The sequence below is a fragment of the Pantoea sp. SJZ147 genome, assembly GCF_007828605.1.
GTDB classification, from domain to species: domain Bacteria; phylum Pseudomonadota; class Gammaproteobacteria; order Enterobacterales; family Enterobacteriaceae; genus Pantoea; species Pantoea allii.
Map to the genome: position 1 here is coordinate 23,370 of NZ_VIVB01000011.1, position 11,821 is coordinate 35,190.

Sequence of the window (11,821 nt, forward strand, 5' to 3'; positions counted from 1 at the left end):
CTCAGGCCGACAGCACCTTCTCTACCGCGTTGGCAAAGCGCGTCATGCCCTCTTCTATATCGGCAGGCTCGATAATCAGCGATGGCGCAAAGCGCATCACATCGGTCCCGGCCACCAGCACCATCACGCCTTCTGCGGCTGACGCATTCAGGATATCGCGCGCTTTGCCCGCATGTTGCGGTTTCAGGGCTGCACCAATCAGTAGACCTTTACCCCGGATATCGCTGAACAGATCGTGACGCGCATCAATCGCCTTAAGGGCCTCCACAAACTGCTGACGACGGATTTCCACGCCATTCAACACCTCTGGTGTATTGATGATATCCAGCGCGGTTTCTGCAATCGCACAGGCCAGCGGGTTTCCGCCATAGGTGGTGCCATGAACGCCAGGTGCCATGGTTGAGGCCACCTCATTCGTGGTCAGCATCGCACTGACCGGAAAACCACCGCCCAGCGCCTTCGCCGAGGTCAGAATGTCTGGCGTCACGCCACAGTGCTCATAGGCAAACAATTTACCGCTACGTCCCATGCCGCTTTGTACTTCATCCAGTACCAGCAGCGCCTGGTGTTTGTCGCACAGTTCACGTAAGCCCTGCAGAAACGCTGGCGTGGCCGGCATCACACCGCCCTCGCCCTGAATCGGCTCCACCACAATCGCGCAGGTATGATCGTCAATGACGGCTTTTACCGCATCCAGGTCGTTGAAAGGCACGTGAACGATATCGGCGGGTTTCGGACCAAAACCATCGGAATACTTTGGCTGTCCACCCACCGTTACGGTGAACAACGTCCGGCCGTGAAAGGCATTATGAAAGGCAATAATTTTACTTTTGAACGGGCTGTGGCGTTTGCAGGCATAATAACGAGCCAGCTTAAAGGCGGCTTCATTGGCTTCCGCACCGGAATTAGCAAAAAAGACCCGCTCCGCAAAGGTCGCGTTGATGAGTTTACTGGCCAGCCGCAGCGCAGGTTCATTGGTGAACAAATTGCTGGTATGCCACAAGGTTTCACCCTGTTTCTTCAGGGTTTCAACCAGCGCCGGGTGACAATGGCCCAGTGCGGTGACGGCAATCCCGCCAGAGAAGTCGATATACTCTTTGCCCTGCTGATCCCAGACTCGGCTCCCTTTGCCTTTTACCGGTACAAACTGTGCAGGTGCATAAACAGGCAAAATAACCTGATCGAACGTCTCCCGCGTTACCGCTATATTTTCCGCTGCCATTGACAACCTCGTTAACTGGTTCGTTGAGTCAAGATGAAATAATAATCATGAAATATGCATAAAAAATCACTTAAAGGCAAACACAACTTCACTGATTCAGGAAATTAGCTAACAGCAGGTGCCCCTGCTCACTGAGGATGCTCTCGGGGTGAAACTGCACGCCTTCCAGCGCCAGGGTTTTATGGCGAATCCCCATAATCTCATCCGGCTGACCGTCGCGCAGGCTCCAGGCCGTGACATCAAATTCATCAGGCAGCGTATCCGCTTTAACGATAAGAGAGTGGTAGCGCGTCACGGTCAACGGCTGATTAAGGCCACGGAACACACCACCACCATTGTGCTGTATCGCCGAGGTTTTACCATGCATCACGTCGCGGGCACGCACAATCTGCGCACCGAAAACCTGAGCGATGGCCTGATGACCCAGGCAAACACCTAACACCGGAAGACGACCAGCGAAGTGGCGAATGGCCTGCAACGAAATACCGCTCTGATCGGGCGTACAGGGGCCGGGCGAGATCACCAAATGGCTCAGCGGCAGGGCGCACATCTCATCAAGAGTGATGGCATCATTTCTCACTACCCGTACGTTAGCTCCCAGTTGGCAAAAATACTGGTAGAGGTTCCAGGTAAATGAGTCGTAGTTATCAATAAGCAGCAGCATGGTTATGGTTTCAGGCAGACCGGGAGGATGCGCGCATCGCTCGGCATCCAGAGTGATGTCCAGAGCGGCATCTTACCATGCTGTTCAGGGTGAGTGTGATGCGGGGAAGCAGGAAAGCCCATGTCGCACAGGGAGGCACACTGCTGGCGTCTCCCTTATGCTGCAACGGTTCAGACAGCGTTGGCTTCACTGACGATGCTGGCGAAAGCCTTTTCAAGCAGTTGCACATCACCGGACGCTCCGGCCTGATTTGCCGCAACCCATGCTTCCGCGCTCAGACTGTCCCATGCCAGCAGGTAGCCGGCATGCAGAGCCAACTGCTCGAAGAAAACACGCTGCGCCCTGCCGTTACCTTCGCGGAAGGGATGCAGCATATTGATTTCACAGTAGTACCAGGCAATCCGCTTCGCGAAATCAGCCAGAGGGAGATCGGCCAGGCCCTTCTCGTCTTCCAGTGCTGCCAGCAGCGCATTCCCCTCTTTTTCGATGTACTCGAAATGGCAGAAAGGGGTTTCGTCGCGCCAGATGTCGAGCGTACGCAGTTCGCCAGCCCAGTTGTAAACGTCCTGAAACAACGTACGGTGGATATGGCAAAGATAGGGTAATCCGGCGTTGCGCGGGCCCAGTTCAAGCGTGGCGAGTCGTGCGGCACTGAAGCTTAACTCGGCTTTACGCAGCTGTGCCGCATCGTGAATACCGAGACGGTTTTTTAGCACAGTGTCGTTTTGCCACAGGTAGGGGTCCTGAGTAACGGCAGTATTAGCAGCCATATTGCCTCCTCAGTGAGGCCAGGCGCTCTTCTGCATCTTCACCCTTGATTTCAGGTTCTGTCAGGGTAAAGCCTTCGAGTCGGCAACTTGCCCGATAGCTGGCATGTCGCCGCTGTTGCCAGAGCACTGCTTTTTGTTTATCTGTGAGTGTGTTTGCCATACCGCCTCCTGCTCAGGTTTGCCCTAAGTATAAGAGCAAATTTCCCCTTTGCCGGAGACGAGATGGCATTACACCGAATTAGGGTAAAACTTTAGCCGACAGAATGACCACGGGCTTGATGGGGACATTCTGATAGGGGCCCACGTCTTTGGTCGGCACCTGAGAGATTTTGTCCACGACGTCCTGGCCTTTTACAATCTTACCAAACACGGCATAACCGAAATCGCGTTGACCATGATCCAGGAAAGCGTTGTCAGTAACGTTCAGGAAGAACTGGCTGGTTGCGCTGTCTTTATCGGCGGTACGCGCCATAGAGATAGTGCCACGCAGATTGCGTAAGCCGTTATCCGCTTCGTTTTTGATCGGCGCGTTGGTCTGCTTTTGCTGCATTTCACTGGTGAAGCCACCACCCTGGATCATAAAGCCAGGAATCACGCGATGAAAAATCGTGTTGTTGTAAAAGCCGTTGTTCACATAGTCCACGAAGTTTTTAACGGAAACCGGCGCTTTTTGATTATTCAGTTCGAGTTCGATATTGCCGGCAGAGGTGTTAAGCAGGACATGCGTATCACCTTTAGCCGCTAAAGCTGAGACGGAAACAGAAGAGAGCGCTAACAGGGCAACTGCCGCTGTCAAAGTACGTTTAAACATGAGTAATTCCTTACTTTGGAGAGCTAGCTCAAAAACGATATTGATTGTAAAGAGCATGTAATACAAGAGCCAGCGTTTTACCTATATTTACGCTAACAATGCGCACTATAGCTGGAATAAAGCGGCTTCCGCTTCGTGACTAAAATCACAGTATTGATGAAATGAATGACATCTGTTTTCACTGTTAGTTTATTAAGATCACGGTTACGTTTACAATTTCTGACGCTTCAGGCCCTCCGGCTTCTCAACAGGTTCAGAACATGACAAATCGTAATCGTATCGGCCTTACCTGGATTAGCTTTCTCTCGTACGCGCTTACCGGCGCACTGGTGATTGTCACCGGCATGGTAATGGGCGATATTGCGAAAGATTTCCAGATTCCTATCGACAGTATGGGTAACACCTTCACCTTCCTGAACAGCGGCATTCTGGCTGCGGTTTTCCTTAATGCCTGGTTGATGGTGATTGTACCGCTCAAACGGCAACTGATTTTTGGCTTTGTACTCATGGTATTAGCCGTTATCGGCTTAATGACCAGCCGTGATCTGTCGGTATTTTCACTGTGCATGTTCGTACTTGGCGTGGTCAGCGGCATTACCATGTCGATTGGGACATTCCTGATTACCCACATGTATGAAGGCCGTCAGCGCGGTTCACGCCTGCTGTTCACGGATTCGTTTTTCAGCATGGCAGGCACCATTTTCCCAGTGCTTGCCGGTATTCTGCTGGCGCGCCATCTGCCGTGGTACTGGGTTTACGTCTGCATTGGTGTGATTTACGTCGGCATTTTCATCATGACGCTGTTTGTTGAGTTTCCCGTGCTGCGTAAGCCAGAGAACAGCCCGACCGTCGAGAAAGAAAAATGGGGCGTTGGCGTGCTGCTGCTGGCTATCGCGGCGCTATGCTACATCCTGGGTCAGTTAGGCTTTATTTCCTGGGTGCCCGAGTACGCGACGAAGGTCATGGGCATGAACATCGACGATGCCGGCCAACTGGTGGGAAGTTTCTGGACTGCCTATATGGTGGGCATGTGGGCGTTCAGCTTCCTGCTGCGCTTCTTCGATCTGCAACGTATTCTGATGGTTCTGGCTGGCCTGGCGACGGTGTTGATGTACTGGTTCGTGAGCAGTCACGACGCGGGCATGCTGAGGTGGATCATCTTAACGCTGGGCTTTAGCTCTAGTGCGATTTACACCACGATTATTACCCTGGGCTCGCTGCAAACCAAAGTCGCCTCACCCAAGCTGGTTAACTTTATCCTGACCTGCGGCACGGTCGGCACCATGCTGACCTTTATTGTCACGTCACCAATTGTGAAAAACAGCGGCGTTCACAGCGCGCTGTTAACCGCAAATGGCCTGTACGCGGTCGTGTTTATTATGTGCGTACTGTTAGGTCTGGTGACTAAACACCGTACCCACGGTCACAACACGCATTAATTCCGTCGGGCGGCGTTATCGCGCCGCCCACGTGTTTTAGCGTTTAAAGGTCACGTCTTCCCACTGTTCTAAACAGATGGCGCTGTTGGCAGGCTGTGTCGCGGCGATAACGTTTCCGCGACGAAGCGAATAACGCACCGGCACTTGCCTTCTCACCGCGTCGAAACCATTCTCCGCTGGCAGAATAATCAAGCTGGCATCATGACCGCGCTGAATGCCATATCCTGAAAGATTCATCGTTCTGGCACTGTTGTGAGTGATCAGATCGAGCCCGGCATTGATTTGTTCATAGCCCATCAACTGACACACGTGTAATCCCATATGTAGCACCTGGAGCATATTTCCCGTGCCCAGCGGATACCAGGGATCGAACACATCGTCGTGACCAAAGCAGACGTTGATGTCCGCCTCCAGCAGCTCTTTGACGCGGGTAATGCCACGGCGTTTGGGATAACTGTCGAAGCGGCCCTGTAAATGAATATTGACCAGCGGATTGGCGACAAAGTTAATGCCGGAGAGCTTCAGTAGCCGAAACAGACGCGATGTGTAAGCCCCGTTATAGGAGTGCATCGCCGTCGTATGGCTCGCGGTCACCCGCGCGCCCATGCCGTCGCGGTGTGCCAGCGCAGCCACGGTTTCAACGAAGCGCGACTGCTCATCGTCAATTTCGTCACAGTGCACATCCACCAGCCTGTCGTAACGGTTAGCCAATGCAAAGGTTTTATGCAGCGACTCTACGCCGTATTCCCGGGTGAACTCAAAATGGGGAATGGCCCCAACGACATCGGCACCGAGTCGAAGCGCCTCTTCAAGCAATGCTTCGCCATTGGGATAAGACAGGATGCCTTCCTGTGGAAACGCCACAATTTGAAGAGTAATCCAGGGCGCCATCTCGGCCTTAAGTTCCAGCATCGCCTTGAGTGCCGTTAAGGTAGGATCGGACACATCGACATGGGTGCGAACACACTGTATGCCGTTGGCTATTTGCCACTTCAGCGTCTGCATCGCCCGCCGTTTGACATCTTCATGACTCAGCAAGGCTTTGCGCTCTGCCCAGCGTTCAATGCCCTCAAACAGTGTACCAGACTGATTCCAGGCAGGCTCTCCCGCAGTTTGCGTTGTATCCAGGTGAATATGGGGTTCAATAAAGGGCGCGAGGGCCAGGCCGCCTTCCGCATCCAGCGCTGCACCGTCGGCGGCTATCTGCTGAGGCTGTGCCGAAATACGGGCGATTTTTCCTTCATCAATTTCTATCTGCCACAGGCCGTCACGCGTGGGCAAACGCAGATTATTGATCCAGCGAAGTGGTGCGGTTGTCATACCTGGCTCCTGATGAGTTAAGCGCTACTGATTAAAGCTAACACGTTAGCGCTGCCCTGCTCCAGATGACTTTGTGAACTGCACGCGCAGGACGCTGAATCGTGACACTCACCCTGAAGAGGTATATCGCATTACGATTGATGTACATCAATAAGCGCCAGGCAAGCCGCGCTATTGTAGCCGCAGATATCGCAAATTTGAGGCAAAAATGAGCAATCACAGTGTCGTCATTATCGGTAACGGCATGGTCGGTCACCGCTTCATCGAAGAACTCATGGATAAAGCCGCGCCTGGTCAGTTTTCCTTAACGGTTTTTTGTGAAGAACCCCGTGTCGCCTACGATCGCGTTCACCTCTCCGCTTACTTCGCTCACCATACCGCTGAAAAACTTTCCCTTGTCCGGGAGGGCTACTACGAAAAACATCAGGTCAATCTGCTGCTGGGCGAGCGTGCCATGACCATTAACCGTGATGAAAAGCGGGTTCACTCCAGCACCGGGCGCGCCGTGCATTATGACACGCTGGTCTTTGCGACCGGTTCCGTCCCGTGGATTCCGCCTGTTGCGGGCGCAGAGGGCAGTGGTTGCTTTGTCTACCGTACGATTGAAGATCTGAATGCCATTGAAGCCTGTTCGCGTCGTAGCCAGCGCGGTGCGGTAATCGGTGGTGGCCTGCTTGGCCTTGAAGCGGCAGGTGCGCTGAAAAATCTGGGCGTCGAAACCCACGTGATTGAATTCGCCCCCGTGTTAATGGCTGAGCAAGTAGACCAACAGGGCGGTGAGCTGTTACGTCATAAGATCGAGCAGATGGGCGTGCAGGTTCACACCGGCAAAAATACCCAGCAGATTGTGCATCATGATAACGGCGGCAAGACATTGCTGTTCGCTGATGGCAGCCATCTCGATGTCGACTTTATCGTGTTCTCCACCGGTATCCGCCCACAGGATAAGATCGCCAAACAGTGTGGTCTGACGCTGGGTACGCGCGGCGGTATCGCCATCAACGACCAGTGCCGGACCAGCGATCCGGCTATCTACGCCATCGGTGAGTGCGCCGCCTGGCACAATCGTGCCTATGGCCTGGTGGCGCCAGGTTATAAAATGGCGCAGGTGGCCAGCGATGTACTGTTGGGGCGCACTAATGCGTTTGCCGGTGCCGATATGAGTGCCAAACTGAAACTGCTGGGCGTTGACGTGGGCGGTATTGGTGACACCCGCGCCAGCACGCCGGGTGCCCGCAGCATTGTCTGGCTGGACGAGGCGAAATCCATCTACAAACGACTGATTGTGAGTCAGGACCACAAAACGCTGCTGGGCGCGGTGTTAGTGGGCGATACCGCCGATTACGGTAATCTGCTGCAGTTGGTGCTGAATGCCATTCCTCTGCCCGCCGATCCGGAAACGCTGATCTTACCCGCAGGCAGCGGTGAAAAAGCCTCGATTGGGGTGGACGCGCTGCCTGCCAGTGCGCAAATCTGCTCCTGCTTTGATGTCAGTAAAGGCGATATCGTTAACGCCGTGAAAGGCGGTTGCCACACTGTCGCCGCGCTCAAGGCCGAAACCCGAGCCGGCACCGGTTGTGGCGGCTGTATTCCCCTGATCACTCAGGTCCTGAACAGTGAGCTGAGTCATCAGGGCATTGAAGTGAATAATCATATATGTGAGCACTTCCCCTACTCTCGTCAGGCGTTGTATCACCTGATTAAGGTAGAAGGGATTAAAACCTTTGATGCGCTACTGGCGAAGCACGGCCATGGCTATGGCTGTGAAATCTGTAAACCGACTGTTGGCTCGCTGTTGGCGTCCTGCTGGAACGAGTACATTCTGAAACCCGAGCACGCCTCTCTGCAGGACAGCAACGACGACTTCCTGGGCAATATCCAGAAAGATGGCACCTATTCTGTCATTCCACGTTCACCGGGCGGGGAGATAACGCCACAGGGACTTAAGGTCATTGGCGACATCGCACAGCAGTATCATCTCTACACCAAAATCACCGGCTCCCAGCGTATTGGCCTGTTTGGTGCGCAAAAAGATGATTTACCCGCCATCTGGTCGCAGTTAATCGCCGCCGGATTTGAAACCGGTCAGGCCTATGCCAAAGCGCTCCGCATGGCAAAAACCTGTGTAGGCAGCAGCTGGTGTCGCTATGGCGTGGGTGACAGCCTTGGCTTCGGCATCATGCTGGAGAACCGCTATAAAGGCATTCGCACGCCGCATAAAATGAAGTTCGGCGTGTCGGGTTGCACCCGTGAATGCGCCGAAGCCCAGGGCAAAGATGTTGGGGTTATCGCGACGGAAAAAGGCTGGAACCTGTATGTGTGCGGTAATGGCGGCATGAAACCCCGTCATGGCGATCTGCTGGCGGCAGACCTTGATGACGCGACGCTGATTGCTTATCTGGACCGCTTTATGATGTTTTATATCCGCACCGCCGATCGGTTACAGCGAACCTCCCTGTGGCTGGAGAGCCTTGAAGGTGGTATCGACTACCTGCGCAGCGTCATCGTTGATGACAGCTTAGGGCTTAACCCGCAGCTCGAACAGGATCTGAGCATTCTGCGCGCCAGCGCCGAATGTGAGTGGCAAACGGCGCTGCAGGACCCGCAAGGTCTGGTGCGTTTTGCCCATTTCATCAATACACCTCAGCGCGATCCCAACGTACAGATCGTTGCCGAACGCCTTCAGCATCGTCCGGCGCGCCCGGATGAGCGTATCGCCGTCACGCTAATCGAGGAGAACACACTATGAGTGAATGGACCCGCGTCTGCCCGTTAGCGCAGATCCTGCCTGCCACCGGCGTCTGTGCCTGGGTCAGTGGTCATCAGATTGCCGTCTTCCGCCCCAGCGCTGACGATCGCGTATTTGCTCTCAGTAACCTTGACCCTTTTGCAGACGCCAGCGTTCTGTCTCGCGGGATTATCGGTGAACATCAGGGCGAACTGTGGGTCGCCAGCCCGTTGAAAAAACAGCGTTTCCGCCTGCGTGATGGATACTGCATGGAGGATGCATCACGCTCTGTGCCGGTGTATCCGGTCCGCGTCAATGCAGGCCAGGTTGAGGTTAAGGCACTGCCCGCGCGGATTTAGCGCCACCTGTTCCCCAAAACAATTATCATCGTTTATCCCTCTCAAGCCAGCCCGTGAATACGGGCTTTTAGCAGGACTGGCTATGGACTATTTCCCGCTTTTTTGTCGCCTGCAAGGCAAACGCTGCCTGCTGGTGGGTGCCGGCGACGTCGCCGAGCGTAAAGCCCGGCTGCTGCTGGCCGCCGGGGCCAGCCTCAGCGTGGGCGCACTGACCTTTTCTTCTGCGTTTCAGCACTGGGCGCAAGCGGGAGAGCTGACCTTGATACACGGTGAATTTCACCCGGACTGGCTGGCGGGCTGCTGGCTGGTCGTCGCGGCCACCAACGATGAGGGTGTTAATCAACAGGTCGCCGACGTGGCTGAAACGCAGCAAATCTTTTGTAATCTGGTCGATGCACCCGAGCAGGCCAGTGCCATCATGCCCTCCATTATTGACCGATCGCCGCTGATGATTGCCGTGTCCTCCGGTGGTCGGGCACCCGTGCTGGCAAGGCTTCTGCGTGAAAAACTGGAGGCGATGTTGCCGCAGCACCTGGGGAAACTGGCCCAGCGAGCCGGAACCTTGCGCAGCAGGGTGAAAAAGCAGTTCACCGCGATGGCGCAACGTCGCCACTTCTGGGAACGTTTTTTTAGCAGCGACAGGCTGGCGCAAAGCCTGGCGAATGGCGACAACACACGGGCAGATGAACTAACCGAAACCCTGTTCGCAGAGGATCGGCGAACACAAGGTGAAGTGGTGCTGGTCGGTGCAGGCCCGGGCGATGCGGGGTTACTGACGCTCAAAGGTTTACAGCAGATCCAGCAGGCGGATGTGATCGTTTACGACAGGCTGGTTTCCGATGCCGTTCTCGATCTCGTGCGTCGTGATGCGGAACGCGTCTTTGTGGGTAAACGTGCAGGTCACCACTGCGTGCCCCAGGATGAGATCAACCAGCTGTTGCTCCAGCAGGCCCAGCGCGGTAAACGGGTCGTACGTTTGAAAGGTGGCGATCCCTTTATCTTTGGCCGGGGCGGTGAAGAGCTGGAGATTCTGGCACAGCATCAGATCCCCTTTAGCGTGGTGCCCGGCATTACGGCAGCATCGGGCTGTGCCGCCTACAGCGGTATTCCCCTCACCCATCGCGACCATGCGCAAAGCGTACGGCTGGTCACCGGCCATCTGCAAAAGCAGGGCTCACTGGCCTGGCAGACGCTGGCGGCAGAACAGCAAACGTTGGTGTTTTATATGGGCCTCACGCAGGCAGCAGAAATTCAGCAACAGCTTATTCATCACGGCATGCGCGCCGATATGCCCGTAGCCCTGGTGGAGAAAGGCACCAGCACAGACCAACGCGTTCTTACCGGTACGCTGCTAGCGCTCAGCGATTTAGCGCAACAGGTTACCAGCCCCAGTCTGATTATCGTGGGCAGCGTGGTCAGCCTGCGCGAAACATTACGTTGGTTTTAAAACAACAACGGCGAGCTTTCGCTCGCCGTTGAGGTTATGCCAGCACTGACTAAGGCTGAGAAACAAAACCCACGGCGGCATACACCTTTTTCAGGGTTTCCTGCGCCTGAGCACGGGCTTTTTGTGCACCCTCACGCATCACCTGCTCCAGCAACGCTTCATCGTTACGGAAGCGATGATAACGTTCCTGCAGATCAGTCAGCATGCCAGATACCGCATCCGCGACCGCGCCTTTCAGGTGCCCGTACATTTTGCCTTCAAATTCCTGCTCCAGCTCCGCTACCGGCTTGCCGGTCACGCCGGACAGGATGTCCAGCAGGTTTGACACGCCCGCCTTCTCTTTAACGTCATAGCGAATGACCGGTGGCTCTTCAGAGTCAGTCATCGCACGCTTGATTTTTTTAACCACGGATTTGGGATCTTCCAGCAGGCCGATAACGTTATTGCGGTTATCGTCCGACTTAGACATCTTTTTCGTCGGTTCCAGCAGGGACATCACGCGTGCGCCAGATTTAGGAATGAACGGCTCAGGCACTTTAAAGACATCGCCATACAGGGCATTAAACCGGCTGGCAATGTCGCGACTCAGTTCAAGATGCTGTTTCTGATCTTCACCCACCGGCACCTGCGTCGTCTGATAAAGCAAAATATCTGCGGCCATCAGCACCGGATAGCTGAACAATCCCGCGTTAATGTTTTCTTCATAGCGCGAGGATTTGTCTTTGAACTGCGTCATACGGTTCAGCTCACCAAAATAGGTGTAGCAGTTCAGAATCCAGCTCAGCTGCGTGTGCTCTGGCACATGAGACTGAACGAAGACAGTGCTTTTCTTTGGATCAATACCGCAGGCCAGGTACAGCGCCAGCGTATCTAAGGTGGCTTTACGCAGTGCTGTCGGGTCCTGGCGAACGGTGATCGCGTGCAGGTCGACGATACAGTAAATGCAGTGGAAATCGTCCTGCATCTGCACCCACTGACGCAGCGCACCCATATAGTTGCCAATGGTCAGTTCGCCGGACGGCTGTGCGCCGCTGAAAACGATGGGTTTGCTCATGCTTATG

11 protein-coding genes are annotated in these 11,821 nt (G+C 54.6%); 4 read left to right on the forward strand and 7 right to left on the reverse strand.

Annotated elements, in window-relative coordinates; translation table 11 throughout:
• Position 1: 1 nt before the first annotated feature.
• The 5 genes from FBY13_RS16180 to ppiA form a co-directional block, all read right to left on the reverse strand.
• Positions 2 to 1,222 carry an aspartate aminotransferase family protein gene (locus FBY13_RS16180; RefSeq protein WP_145394605.1) on the reverse strand — a complete coding sequence of 407 codons (1,221 nt, stop codon included), beginning with the start codon at positions 1,220 to 1,222 and terminating at the stop codon, positions 2 to 4.
• Between the two features lie 88 nt (positions 1,223 to 1,310).
• On the reverse strand, positions 1,311 to 1,886 hold the full coding sequence (locus tag FBY13_RS16185; RefSeq protein ID WP_145394606.1) for an aminodeoxychorismate synthase component II: 576 nt from the start codon (positions 1,884 to 1,886) through the stop codon (positions 1,311 to 1,313).
• Between the two features lie 170 nt (positions 1,887 to 2,056).
• On the reverse strand, positions 2,057 to 2,656 hold the full coding sequence (locus FBY13_RS16190; RefSeq protein ID WP_145394607.1) for a putative adenosine monophosphate-protein transferase Fic: 600 nt from the start codon (positions 2,654 to 2,656) through the stop codon (positions 2,057 to 2,059).
• Complete coding sequence (locus tag FBY13_RS16195) at positions 2,646 to 2,816, reverse strand: YhfG family protein (protein WP_074180980.1); 171 nt, start codon at positions 2,814 to 2,816, stop codon at positions 2,646 to 2,648. Before FBY13_RS16195 ends, FBY13_RS16190 begins: the two co-directional genes overlap by 11 nt.
• Before the next feature lie 78 nt (positions 2,817 to 2,894).
• Complete coding sequence (ppiA, locus tag FBY13_RS16200; RefSeq protein WP_063877495.1) at positions 2,895 to 3,467, reverse strand: peptidylprolyl isomerase A; 573 nt, start codon at positions 3,465 to 3,467, stop codon at positions 2,895 to 2,897.
• 260 nt (positions 3,468 to 3,727) lie between these two features.
• Here ppiA and tsgA point away from each other — a divergent pair, with 260 nt between their 5' ends.
• Positions 3,728 to 4,906 carry an MFS transporter TsgA gene (gene tsgA, locus FBY13_RS16205; protein WP_063877496.1) on the forward strand — a complete coding sequence of 393 codons (1,179 nt, stop codon included), beginning with the start codon at positions 3,728 to 3,730 and terminating at the stop codon, positions 4,904 to 4,906.
• 36 nt (positions 4,907 to 4,942) lie between these two features.
• Here the strand turns inward: tsgA and FBY13_RS16210 are convergent, their stop codons facing one another.
• Positions 4,943 to 6,226: a cytosine deaminase gene (locus FBY13_RS16210; protein ID WP_063877497.1), complete on the reverse strand. Its 1,284-nt coding sequence runs from the start codon at positions 6,224 to 6,226 to the stop codon at positions 4,943 to 4,945.
• A 208-nt stretch (positions 6,227 to 6,434) separates the two neighbouring features.
• Here FBY13_RS16210 and nirB point away from each other — a divergent pair, with 208 nt between their 5' ends.
• The 3 genes from nirB (at position 6,435) to cysG (ending at position 10,760) form a co-directional block, all read left to right on the forward strand.
• The gene (gene nirB / locus FBY13_RS16215; RefSeq protein ID WP_145394608.1) at positions 6,435 to 8,975 is read left to right on the forward strand and encodes a nitrite reductase large subunit NirB; all 2,541 of its coding nucleotides are present in this window, start codon (positions 6,435 to 6,437) and stop codon (positions 8,973 to 8,975) included.
• On the forward strand, positions 8,972 to 9,313 hold the full coding sequence (gene nirD / locus FBY13_RS16220; protein ID WP_063877499.1) for a nitrite reductase small subunit NirD: 342 nt from the start codon (positions 8,972 to 8,974) through the stop codon (positions 9,311 to 9,313). The genes nirB and nirD overlap by 4 nt, the downstream gene beginning before the upstream one ends.
• A gap of 82 nt (positions 9,314 to 9,395) precedes the next feature.
• The gene (cysG, locus tag FBY13_RS16225) at positions 9,396 to 10,760 is read left to right on the forward strand and encodes a siroheme synthase CysG (protein WP_145394609.1); all 1,365 of its coding nucleotides are present in this window, start codon (positions 9,396 to 9,398) and stop codon (positions 10,758 to 10,760) included.
• Positions 10,761 to 10,809: 49 nt separating this feature from the next.
• On the opposite strand, the gene trpS is transcribed toward cysG, so the two are convergent.
• Positions 10,810 to 11,814, reverse strand: coding sequence for a tryptophan--tRNA ligase (gene trpS, locus FBY13_RS16230; RefSeq protein ID WP_063877501.1), 1,005 nt, complete (start codon positions 11,812 to 11,814; stop codon positions 10,810 to 10,812).
• Positions 11,815 to 11,821 lie beyond the last annotated feature (7 nt).